Origin of the sequence: Microbacterium luteum, assembly GCF_015277875.1 — a bacterium.
Lineage (GTDB): Bacteria > Actinomycetota > Actinomycetes > Actinomycetales > Microbacteriaceae > Microbacterium > Microbacterium luteum.
The window spans coordinates 2428331-2448482 of the sequence record NZ_CP063814.1 but is presented as its reverse complement, the minus strand read 5'-3'; the positions used below and the strand labels follow the sequence as shown (position 1 = coordinate 2448482).

Annotated in this window: 16 protein-coding genes; 11 read left to right on the top strand and 5 right to left on the bottom strand. The window is 69.6% G+C overall.

Going from position 1 to position 20152, the window contains the following annotated elements; all coding sequences use genetic code 11:
• Positions 1-31: 31 nt before the first annotated feature.
• A complete protein-coding gene (locus tag IM777_RS12095) occupies positions 32-271 on the bottom strand; it encodes an acyl-CoA carboxylase subunit epsilon (protein WP_228480784.1) in 240 nt (79 codons plus the stop codon).
• A complete protein-coding gene (locus IM777_RS12090) occupies positions 268-1857 on the bottom strand; it encodes an acyl-CoA carboxylase subunit beta (RefSeq protein WP_194383540.1) in 1590 nt (529 codons plus the stop codon). The genes IM777_RS12095 and IM777_RS12090 overlap by 4 nt, the downstream gene beginning before the upstream one ends.
• Before the next feature lie 165 nt (positions 1858-2022).
• Here IM777_RS12090 and IM777_RS12085 point away from each other — a divergent pair, with 165 nt between their 5' ends.
• From IM777_RS12085 to IM777_RS12040, 10 genes are all read left to right on the top strand, one after another.
• A complete protein-coding gene (locus IM777_RS12085; RefSeq protein WP_194383539.1) occupies positions 2023-2817 on the top strand; it encodes a biotin--[acetyl-CoA-carboxylase] ligase in 795 nt (264 codons plus the stop codon).
• Between the two features lie 51 nt (positions 2818-2868).
• A complete protein-coding gene (locus tag IM777_RS12080) occupies positions 2869-3453 on the top strand; it encodes a PH domain-containing protein (protein ID WP_194383538.1) in 585 nt (194 codons plus the stop codon).
• A 61-nt stretch (positions 3454-3514) separates the two neighbouring features.
• A complete protein-coding gene (locus IM777_RS12075; protein WP_194383537.1) occupies positions 3515-4651 on the top strand; it encodes a 5-(carboxyamino)imidazole ribonucleotide synthase in 1137 nt (378 codons plus the stop codon).
• 307 nt (positions 4652-4958) lie between these two features.
• Complete coding sequence (gene purE / locus IM777_RS12070; protein WP_071044769.1) at positions 4959-5426, top strand: 5-(carboxyamino)imidazole ribonucleotide mutase; 468 nt, start codon at positions 4959-4961, stop codon at positions 5424-5426.
• A complete protein-coding gene (locus IM777_RS12065; RefSeq protein WP_194383536.1) occupies positions 5423-6862 on the top strand; it encodes an LCP family protein in 1440 nt (479 codons plus the stop codon). The genes purE and IM777_RS12065 overlap by 4 nt, the downstream gene beginning before the upstream one ends.
• A complete protein-coding gene (locus tag IM777_RS12060; protein ID WP_194383535.1) occupies positions 6859-7986 on the top strand; it encodes a glycosyltransferase in 1128 nt (375 codons plus the stop codon). The genes IM777_RS12065 and IM777_RS12060 overlap by 4 nt, the downstream gene beginning before the upstream one ends.
• A gap of 101 nt (positions 7987-8087) precedes the next feature.
• On the top strand, positions 8088-10808 hold the full coding sequence (locus IM777_RS12055) for an SH3 domain-containing protein (RefSeq protein ID WP_194383534.1): 2721 nt from the start codon (positions 8088-8090) through the stop codon (positions 10806-10808).
• A 162-nt stretch (positions 10809-10970) separates the two neighbouring features.
• A complete protein-coding gene (locus tag IM777_RS12050) occupies positions 10971-11846 on the top strand; it encodes an ABC transporter permease (protein ID WP_194383533.1) in 876 nt (291 codons plus the stop codon).
• Positions 11846-12595 (top strand): ABC transporter ATP-binding protein, encoded by a 750-nt coding sequence (locus IM777_RS12045; RefSeq protein WP_194383532.1) that lies wholly within the window; start codon positions 11846-11848, stop codon positions 12593-12595. The genes IM777_RS12050 and IM777_RS12045 overlap by 1 nt, the downstream gene beginning before the upstream one ends.
• Positions 12585-14315 (top strand): glycosyltransferase family 2 protein, encoded by a 1731-nt coding sequence (locus IM777_RS12040; protein ID WP_194383531.1) that lies wholly within the window; start codon positions 12585-12587, stop codon positions 14313-14315. The genes IM777_RS12045 and IM777_RS12040 overlap by 11 nt, the downstream gene beginning before the upstream one ends.
• Here the strand turns inward: IM777_RS12040 and IM777_RS12035 are convergent.
• On the bottom strand, positions 14284-15375 hold the full coding sequence (locus IM777_RS12035; protein ID WP_194383530.1) for a glycosyltransferase: 1092 nt from the start codon (positions 15373-15375) through the stop codon (positions 14284-14286). The two genes, IM777_RS12040 and IM777_RS12035, sit on opposite strands and share 32 nt — an antisense overlap.
• Positions 15376-15404: 29 nt before the next feature.
• Positions 15405-16337, bottom strand: a complete 933-nt coding sequence (locus IM777_RS12030) for a glycosyltransferase family 2 protein (RefSeq protein ID WP_194383529.1) — start codon at positions 16335-16337, stop codon at positions 15405-15407.
• An 86-nt stretch (positions 16338-16423) separates the two neighbouring features.
• Here IM777_RS12030 and IM777_RS12025 point away from each other — a divergent pair, with 86 nt between their 5' ends.
• On the top strand, positions 16424-18040 hold the full coding sequence (locus IM777_RS12025) for a DUF2142 domain-containing protein (protein ID WP_194383528.1): 1617 nt from the start codon (positions 16424-16426) through the stop codon (positions 18038-18040).
• Positions 18041-18060: 20 nt separating this feature from the next.
• Here the strand turns inward: IM777_RS12025 and IM777_RS12020 are convergent, their stop codons facing one another.
• Positions 18061-20118, bottom strand: a complete 2058-nt coding sequence (locus IM777_RS12020; protein ID WP_194383527.1) for an acyltransferase family protein — start codon at positions 20116-20118, stop codon at positions 18061-18063.
• Positions 20119-20152 lie beyond the last annotated feature (34 nt).

The window sequence follows — 20152 nt, the reverse complement described above, 5'->3', positions numbered from 1 at the left end:
CCCTGCCCAGCGCACGTGAACGGCCGGAGCCTCAGCAGCCGTGCTGCCAGCCGCCTTGGCGCCACCCGAGGTCGCGGCGCAGCGGCGTGCGCAGGCCTCGCTGCGTCAGCTCCCACGCGGACCGCTGCGGCGTCGGGTCGGCCGTGGCGTCTTCGACCTCGGTGCGGTACGCCTCGGACAGCACGGCGATGAGCGCGGCGAGTTCGTCGTCGGTCGGATTGCCGCGGCGCACGTCGATCATGACGCGGGGCTCGGCGTCGTCCTCGGTCACAGCGGGATGTTCCCGTGCTTCTTCGGCGGCAGGCTCGCGCGCTTGCCGCGCAGCGCGCGAAGCGCCTTGGCGATCGACACGCGCGTCTGCGCGGGCTCGATGATCCCGTCGAGCTCGCCGCGCTCGGCGGCGAGGAAGGGCGACGCGACGTTGTACGTGTACTCGGTGGCGAGCTTGGTGCGCACCGCGGCGACGTCTTCGCCCGCTTCGGCCGCGCGCTTGATCTCACCGCGGTAGAGGATGTTCACCGCACCCTGGCCGCCCATCACGGCGATCTCCGCGGTCGGCCAGGCGAGGTTCACGTCGGCGCCCAGCTGCTTGGAGCCCATGACGATGTAGGCCCCGCCGTAGGCCTTGCGGAGGATCACGGTCACCAGCGGCACGGTCGCCTCGGCGTAGGCGTAGAGGAGCTTCGCGCCGCGCCGGATGACGCCGGTCCACTCCTGGTCGGTGCCGGGGAGGTATCCGGGCACGTCGACGAGCGTGACGATCGGGATCGAGAAGGCGTCGCAGAACCGCACGAAGCGGCTGGCTTTCTCGCCGGCGTCGATGTTGAGGGTGCCGGCCATCTGCGACGGCTGATTGGCGATGATGCCCACCGAGCGACCCTCGATGCGTCCGAACCCGATGACGATGTTCGGCGCGAACAGCGGCTGCACTTCGAGGAACTCGCCGTGATCGACGAGGCCCTCGATGACGGTGTGGATGTCGTAGGGCTGGTTGGGGGAGTCGGGGATGACGGCGTTGAGTGCGCGGTCGGCGTCGGTCGTCTCGAACTCGAACTCCGTCTCGTAGACCGGCAGCTCCGCCATGTTGTTGTCGGGCAGATAGCCGAGCATGGTGCGCACGTAGTCGATCGCGTCGTCCTCGTCGTCGGCGAGATAGTGCGCGACGCCGGAGCGGGTGTTGTGCGTGTGCGCGCCCCCGAGCTCCTCCATGCCCACGTCTTCGCCCGTGACGGTCTTGATCACGTCGGGCCCGGTGACGAACATCTGGCTGGTCTTGTCGACCATCACGACGAAGTCTGTGAGGGCGGGGGAGTAGACGGCGCCGCCGGCGGCCGGCCCCATGATGATCGAGATCTGCGGGATGACGCCCGACGCGCGGGTGTTGAGGCGGAAGATCTCGCCGTACTTCCCGAGCGCGACCACGCCCTCCTGGATGCGGGCGCCGCCGGAGTCGAGGATGCCGATGATCGGGATGCCGCTGCGCAGCGCGAGCTCCATGACCTTGATGATCTTCTCGCCGGCGACCTCGCCGAGCGATCCGCCAAAGGTCGAGAAGTCCTGGGCGTAGACCGCGACGGCGCGACCGTGGATCGTGCCGGTGCCGGTGACGACCGAGTCGCCGTAGGGGCGGGCGCGGTCCATCCCGAAAGCGGTGGTGCGGTGACGCACGTACTCGTCGATCTCGACGAAGGAGCCGGTGTCGAGGAGCATTTCGACGCGTTCGCGGGCGGTGAGCTTGCCCTTGGCGTGTTGCTTGTCGTGTGCGGTCTTCTCCGCGTCGACGACCGCCTCCTGATACCGCGCGCGCAGGTCGGCGATCTTTCCGGCGGTGGTCGAGAGGTCGATGTCGTCGGTCACGGATTCCACCCTATCGGCGCGGGCCTGCGATCCCTTGGAGGGTCTGCACAACCGATCGGCGCTGCCTTGGTGCGAGTCCACACCGCGGACGCGGGACCGTAGCGGATGCGCCGGACCGCCGGAAGGGCGGGGCGCCGACCGGCGCCACGGCGTACCGTGGGCGCCATGACGATCCCCGCCGCCGGATACCCCCGTGCCGCCGCCCGCAGCCCTCGCGTGCAGCTGACGGAGTCGACCGACTCCACCAACGCGGACGTGATCGAGGGGGTGCGCGACGCGCCGGGCCTGTGGCCGCACCTGTCGGTGCTGGTGACGACCGACCAACGGGCGGGTCGTGGCCGCCTCGACCGCTCCTGGGTCGCCCCGCCCGGAACCGCGCTGGCCGTGTCCACCCTCGTGCGGGTGCCCGATCTTCCGGTGTCGGCACGTGGATGGATCCCGCTCGCGGCCGGCGCCGCGCTCGTGCGGGCGGTGCGCGGGCAGCTGGGCTCGTCGGGGCACGAGGCGGCGCTGAAGTGGCCGAACGACGTGCTGCTCGACGGAGCGAAGCTGTGCGGCATCCTCGCCGAGGTCGTGCCCAGTCATCCCGACTGCGTCGTGATCGGCACCGGCATCAACACGCGCATGTCGCAGGCCGAGCTGCCGGTCGAGACCGCCACGTCGTTCCTGGCCGCCGGTATCGATGTCGACGACGATCGCCTCATCGCCGACTACCTCGACGTGCTGGACCGCTACCTCGCGGACCTCGCGGCCGCGAACGGTGACGCCTCGGTCGCCGGCCTCCACGCCGACGTGGCGAAGAACTGTGCAACCATCGGCAAGGGCGTCACGGTGTCGCTTCCGGACGGCACCTCGCTCGAGGGCGAGGCGACCGGCATCGACGCCGACGGCCGGCTCGTCGTCGACTCCGGCGGCGACCCGATCGCGGTCTCGGCCGGCGACGTGGTGCACGTGCGCTGAGGCTGGGCGCGGCATCCGCTCGATGTCGGCCGCTCCCGGCATGATGGGGGCATGACACAGCCGATCGGAACGGGCGCGCGGCCGCTCCTTCCTGCGCCCGGGGCACCGACCCCGGAGCTGCGCATCGCGCGGGTGCGTCCGCACGCGCGCCGGCTGTTCTGGTCGGTGCTGGTCCTGCTGGCGGTCGCCGGCGCGGTCGGCTTCTTCTACGGCAACCTTCCCGCGCCGTTCGAGAACTGGATGCTGCTGACGGCCGCGGCGGTCGTTGTGTTCGTTCTCGTGCTGTTGCCCTTCCTCGCCTGGTGGTCGCACACCTACGTGATCACCACGCGCCGGGTGATCGAGCGGCACGGCGTCTTCGTGCGACGCCGTCGCGAGCTCAGCCACGTGCGCGGCTACTCCATCGGCGTGCGTCGCGGCATCCTGCAGCGGCTGTGGGGAGCGGGAACCCTCACGCTGTCGAACGGCGTCGATGAGCCGCTGCGGCTGCGGAACATCCCGAACGTCGCCCTCGTGCACGAGGCGCTCGTCGACCAGGTGGAGGTCAATCAGATCCTCGCCCACCGCGATGCGCAGTCCATGACGCCGACGAGCGGGGCGTTCGCTGCTCCGCCGGCGCCTCCGGCTCCCGTGTGATCCGTCGCCGCATGCCTCGACGGCGGCGGTGAGACAGAATGGAGCGGTCGGAAGGAGCGGGATGACCCTGCGTGTCGGTGTGGTCGGTGGCGGACAGTTGGCGCGGATGATGATCGCGCCCGCGGTGGAGCTGGGGATCGAGCTGCAGGTGCTCGCCGAGTCCGAGGGGATGGCGGCGAAGCTCGCCGCGACCGCGGTCGGGGACTACCGCGACGCCGAGACCGTGCTGGCCTTCGCCCGCGAGGTCGATGTGATCACCTTCGACCACGAGCACGTGCCGCAGGACGTTCTCGGTGCTCTCGTCGATGCCGGCGTGGCCGTGCGTCCGGGTCCGCACGCTCTGCGATTCGCGCAGGACAAGATCGAGATGCGCACGCGGCTGGCCGAGCTCGGCATGCCGCAGCCCGAGTGGGCGGCGGTGACCGGCCGCGAGGAGCTGCAGGCTTTCCTCGACGGCCATGGCGGCCGCGCCGTCGTGAAGACACCGCGCGGCGGGTACGACGGCAAGGGCGTGCGCGTCGTGTCGGCCGCCGCCGAAGCGGATGACTGGTTCGCGACGCTCGCCGAAGATGCCCACGGCGGGGCGCTCCTCGTCGAGGAGCTCGTGGACTTCTCGCGCGAGCTCGCGCAGCAGGTGGCGCGCCGGCCGTCTGGCCAGGTGCGCGCGTATCCGGTGGTCGAGACGGTGCAGAAAGACGGCGTGTGCGCCGAGGTCGTCGCGCCGGCGCCGCATCAGGACGCGCGCCTGCAGGAAGTGACCGCGCGGATCGGCGTCGGGATCGCAGAGGGACTGGATGTCACCGGCATGCTCGCCGTCGAGCTGTTCGAGACCGTCGATGAGCGGGTGCTCGTGAACGAGCTCGCGATGCGTCCGCACAACAGCGGTCACTGGACGCAGGACGGCGCGGCGACGAGCCAGTTCGAGCAGCACCTGCGCGCGGTTCTCGATCTGCCGCTCGGCGATGCCGATGCGATGGCGGACTGGTCGGTGATGATCAACATCCTCGGTGGTCCGGTGTCAGATTCCCTCGACGCGCGCTTCGCCGCGGCGATGGAGGCGCATCCGGTCGCGAAGATCCACACGTACGGCAAGGCGCCGCGTCCGGGCCGCAAGGTGGGTCACGTGAACGTCGCGGGCGCGGATCTCGACGACGTCGCCTACCAGGCCCGCGCCGCCGCCGCCTTCTTCCAGGACTGACGCCGCCGCCTTCCGGTCGTTGAGCGAGGAGCGCAGCGTCCCCTCCCAGGTCGTTGAGCGAGGAGCGTAGCGACGAGACGAAACGCCCGCCGGCCGAGACCCGCGTTTCGTCTCGCTCCGCTCGCTCAACGACCGGTGCCCGCGTCCCCTCCCTGGTCGTTGAGCGAGGAGCGTAGCGACGAGACGAAACGCACCCCGGGCCCGAAACGCCCCCGTGCCGTTGCGGGGTTCTTCCAGCCGCCGCGCCTAGCCTGGACGGGTGACCCGACCGCTGCATTCTTCCGACGCGCCCTTGGTCGGCGTGGTGATGGGTTCCGATTCGGACTGGCGCGTGATGAGCGACGCCTCGCAGGCGCTCACCGACTTCGGCGTGCCGCACGAGGTCGAGGTCGTCTCGGCCCACCGCACGCCCGACAAGCTGCTGCGCTACGGCCGCGAGGCGCGGGCGCGCGGCCTGAAGGCGATCATCGCCGGCGCCGGTGGTGCCGCGCACCTGCCGGGCATGCTCGCCTCGCTCACCTCGCTTCCCGTGATCGGCGTGCCGGTGCAGCTGGCGACGCTCGACGGCATGGATTCGCTGCTCAGCATCGTGCAGATGCCTGCGGGCATTCCGGTGGCAACCGTGTCGATCAACGGCGCGAAGAACGCCGGGATCCTCGCCGCCCGCATGCTCGGTTCCTCGGATGCCGCCCTCGGCGACCGTGTCGAGGCGTATGCCCGTGATCTCGAGGCGCAGGTCGAGGAGAAGAACCGGCGGCTCAAGGACGCCCTGTGAGCGTCGCGGCGCCGCACCGACCGGTCACCTCGTCCCGGTCGCGCACGATCGAGGAGCGGCCGCTGCGCTACCCCGACGTGTCCTCAGGCTCGGTCATGAGCCGGCGCGGATGGTGGCTGGTGGGCCTGAACTTCCTGCTGCCCGGTTCCGCCCAGGTGCTCGCCGGCAGTAGGCGGCTGGGGCGCATCGGGCTGGCGGCGACCATCCTCATGTGGATGCTCGTGATCGCGGGCGTGCTCATCGCCCTGTTCGCGCAGGGTCTGCTCATCTCCCTCGGCACGAACTGGTTCGTGCTGCTGCTCGCGCAGGGGATCCTCATCGCGTACGCCGCGCTGTGGGTCGTCCTCACGATCGACACGCTTCGTCTGGTGCGGCTGGTGAAGACCGCGGGCATCGCTCGTGTCGGCATCCCGGCGCTCGCGATCGCGCTGGTGATCGCCGCGAGCGGCGGTGCCGCCTACGCGGCGCAGTCGGTCGGTGCGGCGCGCACCGCGCTCGGCGCGATCTTCGGCGCGAGCGGACCGCCGGTGGAGCCCTCCGACGGGTACTACAACATCCTGCTTCTCGGCGCTGACAGTGGCGAAGGCCGTGACAGCATGCGCTTCGACTCGATCTCGGTGGTGTCGGTGAACGCCGAGACCGGCGCGACGACGATCACCGGCATCCCGCGCGATATGCCCAACTTCCCCTTCTCGGAGGGGCCGATGCAGGAGAAGTACCCGAACGGTCACGAGGGGTTCGCCGACCCGACGTGCGGGTGGGGGAGCGGCGTCAACCAGCTGCGCACCGAGGTCGAGGTGTGTCAGGACGGCACGGCGCTGTATCCCGACGCGTACGACAACGGCTCGTCGCCCGGCGTCGAGGCGACAAAGGATGCTGCCGAGGGGATCCTCGGCATCGAGATCCCGTACTACGTCTTCGTCGACATGAAGGGCTTCGCCGACCTCGTCGATGCGCTCGGCGGGGTGACGATCACCGTCGATGAGAGGCTGCCTGAGGGTGGCGGTCCGACGTACGACGGTCAGCCGGCCGAGGAGTGGGCGACCGGGTGGATCGAGGTCGGCGAGCAGCACATGGACGGCGACACCGCCCAGTGGTACGCCCGTTCGCGCTACACCACCAGCGACTTCGACCGCATGGAGCGTCAGCGCGAGCTGCAGCAGGCCATGCTCGACCAGTTCACGCCGCAGACCGTGCTCACCCGGTTCCAGGATCTGGCGGCGGCCGGGGCCGATCTGGTCGAGACCGACATCCCGAACTCGATGCTCCCGTTCCTCGTCGACCTCGCGGCCAAGGCGAAGGATCAGCCGGTCACGACGATCGAACTGACGCCCGAGGGCGGCATCGACGAGTACGACCCCGACTACGACTACATCCGCGAGCTCGTGCAGCAGACGCTGCACCCGCCGACCCCCACGCCGGAGCCCGAGTCGTGACCGCCGTCCTGCGGGTGATGCTCGATCAGCTCGTCGCCCCCACCGACAACGATCTGAAGGTCGCTTCCGGAGAGCTCGTGCGTGCCCTCATCGCCCACGCGCCGCAGGGGTGCGAGGTGGAGGGGATCGCACCCGCGGCCGGGGGTGACGGCGTCGCGGCGCTGTCCATCCCGGGCATGGCCGGAGTGCGCCGCACGTCGCTGCCCCGTCGCGAGCTCGCGGGAGCGCTGCAGCTCGGCGTCGCGACCGGCATCGGTGGGGGGATGATCCACGCCCCGAGTCTGTTCGCGCCGCTGGTGAAGCACGACCGCGTGCACAACCACGATCAGACGAGCGTGACCGTGTGGGATCTTCGCCCGTGGGAGGCGCCCGACGAGCTCTCCCGATCGAGCGTCGCGTGGCATAAGGCAATGCTGAAGCGCGCCGTCAAGCACGCCGACGCCGTGGTGGTCCCTACGCACGCAATGGCGCGCAGGCTCGGCGAGATCGCTCGGCTCGGGGATCGCATCCGGGTCATCTCGGGCGCTGCTCCCGAGGGCTTCCGCGTGCCGACGGATGATGTCGGACGTCGGCGCGAGCTCGACCTCCCTGAGGGGTACGTCGTGCTCGCCGGTACGTCAGCGGAATCGGATGCGCTCGCCGCCGGGTTCGGCGCGGTCGCCCGCAGCGGCCACGACGTGCCCGTCGTCGTGATGGATGCCGGCGAAGGCGAAGAGCCGGCGATCGCCGAGATCGCCGCGGCCGCCGGGGTTCCCGCGCGACTCGTGCACGTGCGCGGCGCGCTCGCCGACGCCGACCGCGGCGCGGTGTTCGGTGCCGCCGTCGCGTACGTGGCGCCGTCGACGCGCGCGGTGTTCCCCTGGCGGACCGTCGAGGCGATGGCCCTCGGGGTTCCCGTCATCGCGGCGGATTCGGATGTCTTGCGCGAGGTCGTCGTCGACGGCGGCACGCTGGTGCCGACATCCGGCGTGGATGCGGCTGACGCCCTGGGCGCGGCGCTCGCGGACGCGCTCGGATCGACGTCCGCTGCTGAGCGTCTGGCGGTCATGGCCGCCGATCGCGGCCGCGTCTTCTCGTGGCTCGAGGCTGCAGACAAGATCTGGGCCTTGCACGCCGAACTCTAGTAACAATTGTGTTCAGGTGTAACTTTCGCCACACTAGTCACAGAATCCCCTGTGAATAAGGAGTCGGGTAGATGAGGCGATTGATTGCGCCGACACTCGCTGTGATCGCCATGCTCGCCGGCCTCCTCGTCGCCCCCGCCGCGTCAGCGGTGGAGCAGACCGTGGTCGCCGATGCTGCGACGACGGTGGACGTCGAGGCAGCCCTCGACGCGGAGACCGCGATCGGCGACTCCATCCAGACCGCCGACCTGTCGAAGTTCCAGGCCGGCAACATCATCAGCGACGCCGTCTTCTTCGACAAGTCCACGATGACCGAAGCGCAGATCCAGGCCTTCCTGGAGAAGATGGTGCCCACCTGCCAGTCCGGATACACCTGCTTGAAGGACTGGTATGACACGTCGCGGAACGTTTCCGCCGACGCCATGTGCGGTGCCTATTCGGGCGGCACTCGGGAGCGTGCCTCGCGCATCATCTATAAGGTGTCGCAAGCGTGTGGCATCAACCCCCAGGTCATCCTCGCGACGCTCCAGAAGGAACAGGGGCTCGTCAACCACGTGTGGCCGAGCGACTGGCGGTACCGCATCGCGATGGGACAGGGTTGCCCGGACACCGCGGCGTGCGACACGCGCTACTACGGTTTCTTCAACCAGGTCTACGGTGCCGCGTGGCAGTTCAAGCGCTACGCCAACCCCGCCGGGACGAGTCAGTACTTCACCTGGTACGCGCCGGGGAAGACGTGGAACATCCTGTGGAACCCCAACCACGACTGCGGCTCATCGCCGGTCTACGTGCAGAACCAGGCGACAGCGAACCTGTACTACTACACGCCCTACCAGCCCAACGCTGCGGCGATCCGCGCCGGGTATGGCACGGGTGACGGGTGCTCGTCCTACGGCAATCGGAACTTCTACCAGTACTTCACCGACTGGTTCGGCTCCACCACGACGCCGGTGAACGCGTGCGCTCAGCCATCATCACCCAAGACTGCGGTCAAGACGTACGTCGTGACGGCCAGCAGCCTAAATGCACGGTCGGCGCCGAGCCTTGCGTGTAATGAGAACATCTCCGCATTGGCGCAGGACACGGTCTTGCAGGCGACTGCTGTGGTCGACGGCTGGTTACGTGTCAACACGGAGGCCGGCGCACGATGGGTCGCTCGTGAGCATCTGCGCTATGCAACCGCGGACGAGTCGGCATGTGCTCTCCCGGCGAAGACGGGATCAGCGCAGTACGCCTATGTGCTCGTGGCTCAGGCAACAGGACGTGCCGTCCCCAGTTCAGGCTGCGCGTCTGATGCGACTGAAATTGCGGCTGGGACGATCGTGCAGGCATTCGCGGTGAGCGCGGATAAGGACTGGGTCAAGGTCGACTACTACGACCGGTCGTATTGGATTGACCGGTCGAACCTTCGACGCGCGTCTGACACCGAGACGGCGTGCGCCGCACCGGGTGGCACCAGTCCGGCGAAGCTCTTCTATGTGGTCCGCGATGCGGGGACGTCAGCGCGAACAGCGCCGGAAGCCACGTGTGGCATCGGACGCGCGAGCATTTCCGGGGGAGTGGTCGTCCAAGCGCTGGAGGCCAACACTGCCCGCGACTGGCTCAAGGTCGCCACAGGGCGGGGGGAGATGTGGATCGACCGAGATCACCTCACGAACATCGCGTCGTCTGCCGTGTGCTCTGTCACCCCTGGTACACGGGACGCCCAGATGACCTACCTGGTCACGTCGGACTCTGCCGCATCGTATTCCGCTGCGACTCGTGCATGCGCAAGTGATGCGGAACCGATGTCGATCGGGACAGTCTTGCGTCCGCACTCCAGCACCGATAAGGGTGATTGGCTCGTCGTCACAACAGAATTCGGCGACCGGTGGGTTCCCCGAGATGCCGTCCAAAAGGTTACGGCGGAGGAACTCTGTCAACAGGCTTCGCTAGGCACCCGCCCTGCAAAGCTAACCTACGCAGTCATCGAGGAGAGCTCGACATTCACCGCGCCGTACGCCGAATGTTCTGACGGCGCACAGCTGGCCGTCGGAGCGGTCGCCAAGGCTATTGAAGTTACCGACGATGGTGCGTGGCTGAAGCTGGCGTTGCCGGACGGGGATCGCTGGATCGACAGAAGCACGGTGCGCTACGCCACCAGCCAGGAGTCATGCGCCGCGCCTGAGGACACCCGCGCGGCAAGGCTGACGTATACGGCAAAATCCGCGACCACCGGCCGAATCGCGCCCTACGACGAATGCGGTCTGGACACCATCGATGTTGCGGCGGGTACCGTTGCGACCGCGAGCCAAGTCACTGCGGACGGGAGCTGGCTAAAGATGAAGCTGGCCGAGGGTGAGTATTGGGTTGCGCGATCCGACGTCGACTATGCGACCGCCGCCGATCGCTGCATCGAGCCCGCGGATTCGCGTACGGCGAAGCTGACGTATGTGTTGACGAGCGGCGTCGCCGGCCGGGTAGCCCCCTACGACCACTGTTCGGGAGGCTCGGTTGACTTGGCGGCCGACACGATCGCCACCGCGGTCAAGGTGTCCGCAGATCGTCAGTGGCTGAAGCTGAGCGTCTCGGAAGGTGACTTCTGGGTACCTCGTTCCTCGGTGCGCTATGCGACGAATCTGGAGTCTTGTGTCGAACCCACAAGCACGAGCTCTGCGAGGTTGACCTATGTCGTGACCACGGACACGATTGCTCGCTCCGCGCCGTACACGGAGTGCACAATTGGAAGCATGACGCTGGTCGCGGGCACGGTGGCGGTTGCGGTGGAGGTGAACGAGGCTCGGGACTGGCTGAAGCTGCGCCTGCCGGGCGGGGAGTACTAGGTTGTGCGGTCCGACACCGAGCGCTTGACGGGTGGCTGACCGTTCACCGGTGGGGTGCCCGGGCGTCGCCCCGCGGCATTGGCTTCGGTCGGCGTCCCCGGACACGTCGAGTAGGATCTTCTGTGGCCCGAGCGGGCCTCACACGGGAGAGAGTGATGCGCCTTGTCGGTAGGAACCCGTCTCGACGTCTCTGAATACGACGTCCCCGGTCGCGGTCGCGGCCTGCTCGATGTCTTCCAGTGGCGCTACCTCCTCCGCCTGCTGGTGAGGAAGGGCACCGCCACCCGCTACCGCAACTCGGTGCTCGGGTGGGTCTGGTCGTACGTCAAGCCGGCGTCACAGTTCCTCATCTACTACTTCGTGATGGGGATCATCCTCCAGTTCCATCGCGACGTGCAGAACTTCGCGATCTACCTGTTCGCCGGCGTCGTTGTGGTCAACCTCTTCAATGAGGCGTTCGGCAACGCCACCAACGCGATTGTCGACAACCGCGCCCTGGTCAAGAAGATCTACCTGCCCCGGGAGCTGTTCCCGATCGCCGCGATCATCGTGGCCTTCGTCCACTTCCTGCCCCAGCTGGTCATCCTGCTCCTCGTCTGCCTGCTCGTCGGCTGGACGCCGACGCTGCTCGGCCTGGGAGGTGCCCTTCTGGGCATCCTCCTCGTGGTGGCCTTCGCGCTCGGCCTGGGCCTGTTCTTCAGCGGACTCAACGTCCGCTTCCGCGATGCGCAGAACTTCGTCGATCTCATTAAGATGTTCTCGACGTGGACCTCGCCGGTGCTGTACACCTGGGCGCTGGTGGCCGACGCCCTCCGGGATCACGACTGGCTGCTCTTCCTGTACATGTCCAACCCGCTCACGGTGGCCGTGGAACTGTTCCACGTCGGCTTCTGGGAGCCGACGACCACCCAGTCCTACGTCCTTCCCGAGTGGTTCGGCTACGCCTCTCTGGTCGCCGTGGGGGTCACGCTCGTCGCCCTCGTGGCGGGACAGTGGACGTTCCGCCGCTTCGAACGCACCTTCGCCCAGGACCTCTGATGTCACAGATCATCGTCGAGACCACGACCTCGCCCTGCATCGTCGTCGACCACGTCTCCAAGCGCTTCCTGCGCCGCAACACGCACTCCTTCAAAGAGGCCTTCGTCAGCTGGATCAAGCGGCGCAAGGTCCGCGCCGACACCTTCACCGCGCTCGACGACATCTCCTTCCAGATCGGGCAGGGTGAGGCGGTCGGCATCCTCGGGCTGAACGGCTCGGGCAAGTCGACGACGCTCAAGCTGATCTCCGGCGTGCTCGAGCCCGACTCCGGCGGCGTCTTCACGCGTGGACGCGTGGCCGGGCTCATCGAGGTCGGCGCCGGCTTCCATCCCGACCTCTCGGGGCGCGAGAACGTCTACCTGAACGCCGCCATCCTCGGGATGGGGCGGAAGGAGATCGACGAGCGGTTCGACGACATCGTCGCATTCAGCGAGATCGGCGAGTTCATCGACCAGGAGGTCAAGCACTACTCGTCCGGCATGTTCATGCGGCTGGCCTTCTCGGTCGCGATCCACGTCGACGTGGACATCCTGCTCGTGGACGAGGTGCTGTCCGTCGGCGACGCACCGTTCCGCGCGAAGTGCTACGCGAAGATCCGCGAGCTGACCGCCCGCGGCGTGACGATGGTCGTCGTCAGCCACGACACGAAGATGATCAAGGAGCTGTGCGCCCGGGGCATCGTGATCCGCAAGGGGCGCAAGATCTTCGACGGAGCCATCGACGAGGCGGTGGATCAGGTTGCCCGCTGACTCGTCGACGGCTGTGCTGCTGTCGGTGGTGATCCCCACCCACGACGTCGGCGCCTGGATCGCCGAGACCCTCGTCTCCGTCCTGGCACAGGACGTCGCGGACATGGAGGTGGTCGTCGTCGACGACGCGTCGACCGACGACACGGCGGCGATCGTCTCGCGCTTCGCCGAAAGCGACGACCGGGTCCGTCTCATCCACGCGGAACAGCGCGGGGGCGGGTCGGCGCGCAACCGGGGGGTCGCGGAGGCCTCCGGCCGCTACCTGGTCTTCTGCGACGGCGACGACCTCGTCCCGCTCGGCGCCTACCGCGCGATGGTCGAGTCGCTGGAGCGGACCGACTCGGACATCGCATTCGGCGACTTCCTGAAGTTCTCGCCGACGGACACGTGGCGACCGACCGCGAGCATGTCCGCGTACGCCCGCCCCGCCCAGGGCATCCGGCTGGTCGACGAGCCCACTCTCATCCTCGCGCGCCCGTGCTGGAACAAGGTCTTCCGGCGCGACTTCTGGACCTCGTCCGAGATCACCTTCCCCGACGTCCCGCGCTCGAACGACATCGTGCCGATGGTCACCGCCTACGCGCGCGCCGAGAAGGTCGACATCCTCTCGGACGTCGTGTACCTGTACCGCGAGCGACCCGGCGCGACCTCGATGACCGCCCGGGCGGATTCCGCGGACTCGGTGCTCAGCTACCTGACGCAGGAGCGCGAGTGCGCGCGCGTGATCGCCGACCTCGGCGACGACGCACTCACCGCCGCGTACCGCCGGCTCATCTGGGACCGCGACGGCTTCGTGCACGTCGCGAAGTTCGCGGCCTCCCCGACGCGCGGTGCCCGTGAGGCGGAGATCGCGGCGATGCTGTCCGATCTGCTCGACCTGGTCGGCCCGGCGCCCAGCGGCATCGCGCCGTTCAAGGTGCTGGCGCTCACCCTGGCGGCGCGCTCCCAGTGGGTGGCGGCGAAGGTCGCCGCGGGATGGGAGCAGCGCTACGACACCCCGGACCTGCACGAGCTCGCCGAGCTCCTGGATGCGCTGTCGTCGCGAGGCGAGCGCCTCGCCCCGGAGGACCGCATCTCGTGGCTGTCGGTCCGCGCGCTGCAGTCCTGGATGCCCGACCGCACCGACGAATCGGGCTGGGCGGCCGCCGCCGCGGCCCTGGCCGCGCACTGCGGGGACGGGATCCTCGCGCGCGTCGCCGAGATCGGCAGCGCCGACCTCGATCCGGCTGAGGTCGTGCCCGCGCGCCGGACGGCGGCGGCGCTGGTCACCGAGCTGCGCGGGGGCATGACGCTGCGCATCACCGGCCAGTCCGATCTCGGCGCCGAAGACTGCGTCCCGGTCCTCTGGCCGGTCGACGGTCTGACCGACGTCATCGAGCCCACGTCCGTCAGGTGGCAGAGCGTCGAGGCGGACGCCGCCGATGCTGCGGGCGACTCGGCGTCGGCGCACCGGGTGTGGACCGCGGAGTACCCGCGCAAGACCCTGCCGACGCACGTCCTGCTCCAGCCGGCGCTGCGGCTGACGTCCGGGACGGTCGTGACGGCCGACTCGCGCCCGCCGCTGCCGGACTACTCGGTGATGGATTCGTTCATCTACGAGCGTCACCGTGATGTCGTGGTGCTCTACCGGCGACGGGGGCGCATCGTGCGCGCGGTGCGCCGGGCGTTCATCATCGCGGGGACCGCGGTTACGAGGCTTCTGCGACGGCGCGGCCGCTGAGCTCCTCGAGCAGGCTGCCGTACAGGCGCGACACGCGCCACGGTGAGACCGCCTCGAGGAACGCGCGCACGTCGGCGGGATCGACCCCCTCGAGCAGCGACGAGTCGCTCAGCATGCCCGTCAGGGACTCCTCGGGGGACGCGGTGTCGAAGAACGACACCCACGACTGTCCCGCGTACTGATCCCGCAGGTGGGGCTCGTCGGGGAGCACGGCCGGGACGCCGAACGTCGCGGCCAGGTGGACGCTGCCCGAGTTCAGGATGCGGAGGTAGGGGAACACGGCGACATCGGCCGCGGCGAACCAGCGTGCGATGTCGCCGTCGGGGACGAAGTCGAAGAACGTCACGGTGCGCACCGAGGACGGCATGTCCGGCTCCAGTTCCGCGAGGGATCCGGGAGGCGTGTGCCCGGCGAGCAGGAGCGCCAGCGGCCGGCCGTCGTCGCGGGCGGCTCGGTCGGCGGCGCGCATGAGCGTCGTCACGCCCTTGTAGGGGCGGATCTGGCCCAGGAACAGGACCGCCACCTCGTCGGGCGCGAGCCCGAACGACTCCCGCGCCTCCGTGCGCGTGATTCCGGTGTCGTAGATCCCCTGGTAGCTCGGGTGCGGGATCACCCGCACCTTCTCGGAGGGCACGACGCACACGTCGGCGATGACGGACGGCGTGTCCGCCGTCATGACGTGGACCGCGTCGGCCGCGTCGGCGAGAGCGCGGTAGATCGCCTGCTCCTGCCGTCGGTAGGTGAGCTCGTGGGGGAGCCGGTTGTGGACCGTCCACACGATCCGCACCCCGCGTCGCCGCATCCCGGAGAGCGCGCGCTCGAACTGACGCACGCGGCTGTCCGCATCGCGCTCGCTCAGCGCCGACTGGGCGATCGGCGACGTCCAGTGGATGTGGGCGACGTCACCGCGGCGCAGCCGCCGCGCGGCGCGCAGGAATCCATAGAAGTCCGTTTCGCCGGCGAACTGGAACCCCTGGGACCGCGGCGCGAGACTCAGGATGTTGAGGTAGGGGTTCGATCGCCAGGCCGGGAAGACGAGGACGGTCGGGCCAGCTTTCACCTCATGATCATAACGTCGTGAGAACCGGGCTACCGCTGGCGCGCGTCTCCGCCGGGATTGCGCAGGCGTCGCCACATGCGCCGGGCCGCGACGTAGAGCGGGTTCGTCATCTCGTGCTGGAGCCGCGCGACCTCGGTGCGCACGATGTCCTCGGCCTCGCGCAGGCGCCGGTCGACGTAGGCGGTCAGGTAGAGGGGGAGGCCGGGGCCGTCGCGGTCGATGCTGCCGCGCAGGGCCTGATCGCGGACGAGCGCGTCGTGCAGGGCATGGTCGTCGCGGGCCTCGATCACGCTGTTCCCGTCGACTCCGGACGCACTGGGTCGCTGGTGCCAGAAGACGAGCGGAGTCGGACCGAGGTAGTCGAGAGGCCCGCGCAGCAGGATCTGGGTGTTGAAGAGCCAATCGCCGACGACGGGAACGCTTTCGTCGTAGGGCCCGACGAGGTCGTGCGCGGTCCTGCGGTACAGGAACGCGATCGGGATGAAGCGGTTGAACTGCAGCTGGTCCATCAGCAGCGGCGCGAGCGAATCCGGCAGGAACTGCTCCTCGCCGATCGGCTGGATGTCGTCGCCGACACGGCGCTCCCACACGATCTGGATGCGCGAGACGACGCCGAGGCGGTCGGGGTGCGCGTCGAGGTACTCGACGGCGGCGTCGAGGAAGGCCGGTGCCCACGAGTCGTCGTCGTCGTGCAGAATGAGGAACTCGCCGCTCGTCGCGCGCACGCCGGCGTTCGCGGCGGGCCAGCGTCCGGTCGCGGTCGGGTGGTCGATGACGGCGACCTTCGAGGTGTCGATGCCGGAGTCGGCCAGCGCGCGATCCACGGCGGCGCGGGCGCCGCCGTCGTTGACGATGACGACCTCCCAGTCGGCGAACGACTGCGAGGCGATGCTGCGCAGCGCGCGCGTGAGGAACAGCGGGCGGTCCTTCGTGCGGGTGACGATCGAGACGCGTGGGGGCATGGGTGTGGCGACTCCGGGGTGGGGGCTTCTGATGAAGGCTACACGGCCGTCAGAGCGCTCTCGGCGGGCGTGCCTACGATGGTCGGGTGACCTCCGACGTGCCGCCCCCCGCCGAGATGACGTCCGCGACCGCGTCGACCGACCGGCCGCCGCTCCTGCGCGGGCTGCCGCTTCTCGTGTGGGGCCTGTGCGCGCTCATGCTCATGACGATGCTGGTGTGGTCGTTCACCCGGGCGACCTTCAGCGCGCAGGACGAGCGGGCCCACGTCGGCGCCGTGCTGTACGCCGAGGAGTTCCGGGAGTGGCCCGGATTCCAGGAGATGCCGCTGATGCTCAGCGCCATGCGCGCCGCGGAGATCGTGGGAACCTCGCCGTTCTCGGCGGACGAGCCGTGGCCGCGCCCCGATCGGCCGTCGTGGGCGGAGCTGACCACGCCCGACAACCTCGTCAGCGGATCGACCGTCAACCAGATGTCGCAGCATCCGCCCCTCTACTACGCGGGCCTGGCCGCGGTCCACCGGGTGCTGGCCGATGCAGGGCTGAACTTCGATCTCGAGGTCTGGATCTGGCGGGCCCTGTCCGCCATCATGCTCGCCCCGCTGCCCCTGCTCGCCGCAGCCCTCGCCCGGCGACTCGGCGCGGGGCGCCGCATGATCGTGCTGGCCGCCGCCGCCATGGCGCTCCTTCCCGCTCTGCAGCTGCTGGGCGGCTCGGTGAACAACGACAATCTGCTCATCGCCTCGTCTGCGTGGGTGTTCCTCGGAATGGGATGCGTGCTCACCGGCGATCTGCGCGTGCGCACCGCTCTGTGGATCGGGCTGGCGGCGGCGGTCGCGCTTCTGACCAAAGCCTTCGCCCTGCCGATCGCGGCGGCGGCCTTCGCCGCCTACGTCGTGGCCGCCGTGCGCACGCGGCGGGTCCGGCAGGCCGCCGTGTCGGCATCCGTCCTGGTCGCTGCGGGCTCGCTCGGCGGATGGTGGTGGGTGCGCAACCTGCTGCTGTACGGCACTCTTCAGCCCTCGGGGCACGGGGACGAGCTCGCGTCCGGTCCGCTGTCCTTCGCGGAGGCGTGGCCGGTGTTCTTCGACACCTTCGTGGATCGGTTCTTCCCGCGGTACTGGATCGGCGCCAACGGCGGCATCATCGGCGATCTCGGCGTGGCGGTCTCGGTCGCGCTCACGGCTCTCTTCGTCGTGGTGCTCGTGGCGATGCTCATCCGCGGCCGCGCCACGTGGCGCGACATCGTCGACGACGCCGTGCTGGCCGGGCCCGTCATCCTGATGGCGCTGATCGTCGCCTACCAGTCGTACCGGTTCACGGTCGAGACGGGCATCGCCGCGGGCGCCCAGGGACGCTACCTCTTCCCGGCGGCGATCGGCGCCGCTGCCGTGTTCGCGGTCGCCGCCCATCGCGCGTTCGGCGACCTGGGGCGACGCATCCTGCTCGGCGGCACGCTCGCGATCGGCCTCGGTGGGACCGTGTGGCGTCTCGCGCTCGCACGCGGATCGTGGGAACCCGACGCGACCTCGCTCTGGGCGAAGCTGGACGCGGTCTTCGCGTGGTCGCCGTTGCCCTACGCCGCCTCGGTGGGCGTGTACGTCCTGTTCGCGGTGGCGCTGCTGGCCGTCGTGGCGCTGTCGGTGCGCGAGCTCGCTCGCGCGGGCGACGACGCCGTCGAATCCGCCGCCGCGGTCGCCCGCTGAGCCGTGCCGGTTCGGGCGCCTCAGCCCATCGCCGCGGCGATCTCGTCGGCAAGGTACGGGGCGAGCGTCTTGCTGAACGTCCCGGTGATGTGGTGGAGGTCGCGGTATGCGACCACGCCGCCCATGACCATGGGGCAGACCCCGTCCGTCGTGCAGTAGGCGTCCGCGAGATCGACGATCGGGGCGCCGGTCGCCCGGCCCGCCGCGCGGATGGCGTCCTCCTCGGCGAGCTGCGGATCCGCGGGGAACGCGCACGTGTCGAGGGAGAACTCCGATGACTGCGCGAGGCACTCGGTCGAGCTCTCGGGCACCGCAGGGTTGTCGGCGAGGCCGATCACGGTGACGCCGCGGTCGATCGCCCGCTGCCACGCGGACGCCATGCGCTCCGAGGTCTGCTCCTTCGTCGCCGCATCGACGTCGACCCGGTTCCAGGCGGTCACCAGCACGGCGTCGTAGTCGCCGGACAGGATGATGTCGTCGACGGCCGCACGCCGGTCTGCGCACTCGGAGTCCGCCGCCTCGACCTCCTGCCAGACGCAGCCCCGTCCCACGATCGCGTCGATCCGCCAGTTGCGCTCCTCGGCCTGCTCGCGCAGGCCCGGGATGAGCATCGCGGCGTGAGAGTCGCCCGTGAGGGCGATCCTGAGTGCGTCGGGGTCCTCGGACCCGATGGCGCACACGGAGGGGTCGCCGGTGGGTTCCTGGTCATAGCAGGCGAACGCGCCGCCGGTGTCCTCATAGAGATTCGCCAGTGGGGGTGCGAGCTCGTCGGCGGCCGTCGTCGCGTCCCTCAGCGGAGCGCAGGCATCCTCGAGGAGCAGTGAGGCGCCGCGACATGCGGCGGGGTCGGCGAGCTCGCCCGCGATCGCGTCTTGCCGCTCGCCGGCGTCGCGCGCGGCCAGCGCGATGGGGGCCGCGGCCAGGGCGACGACGACCGCCATCGCTGCGAGGGTGGTCGCGCCGATGGCGCGCGGTCGCGCCTGCCGCGTCGCGCGGGAGAACCGGATGGGGTCTTCGATGAAGCGCTTCGTGAGCGCCGCCGCGAGGATCGTGAGGACGAGCAGACCGACGCGGGTGGCGAAGTCGGGCACCTGGCCGATGACGGCCGGGGCGATCACGATGAGCGGCCAATGCCACAGGTAGATGCCGTACGACTGATCGCCGAGCCATTGCACCGGTCGCCAGGAGACGAGCGCCGACAGCCAGCGCAGCGGGATGTCGGGTCCACTCGCGATGACGATCGCGGCACCCAGAGTGGGCAGAAGCGCCGCGATCCCCGGGAACGGGGTCTGCGGGCCGTAGACGAGCGCGGACGCGGCCATTGCGGCCCATCCCGCGAACCAGGCCGCAAGGCGCACCGCGGCGGGGAGGGCCGGGAGCCGCACGAGCGCGACGAGTGCGCCGAGGCCGAACTCCCACACGCGCAGGGGAGTGGCGAAGTACGCGTAGGGAGGGTTGGTGGTGGTCAGCAGCAGCCCGGCGACCAGGCTGAGCGCGCTCGCGCCTGCGATGACCCAGATCAGGTGGCGTCGGCGGACGGCGGCGACCGTGGCGCCGGCCGTCGCCGCGATGATGAGCAGCGGCCACACGATGTAGAACTGCTCCTCGACCGAGAGCGACCAGTAGTGCTGAGCGATCGGCGGCGCGTTCTCGGCGGCGAGGTAGTCCACCGCGTCGGCAGCCAGCATCCAGTTCTCGATGTAGAGCGCGCTCCCGATGATCGACCGCAGGTACTGCGTCTGCAGTGTCGCGGGCGCCCACAGGACCGTGAGCGCGATGCTCACAGCCAGCACGACCAGGCTCGCAGGCAGCAGTCGGCGGGCGCGGGCCGCCCAGAACGATGCCAGACCGATGCGTCCGGCTTCGCGTCGCCGCACCAGCTGGGCGGTGATCAGGAAGCCCGAGATGACGAAGAAGACATCGACGCCGATGTAGCCGCCGGGAAGCGCCCCCGGCCAGAAGTGGAAGAGCACGACCGCGAGGACCGCGAAGGCGCGCAGCGCCTGGATGTCTGCGCGGACCGCCACCCGGGTTCCCGAGGCCTTCGGCGCGCGCGTGACCGCGGTCGTCCCCACCATGCGTCAGTGCCCTCCGATCGCGCCGACCCGGCGG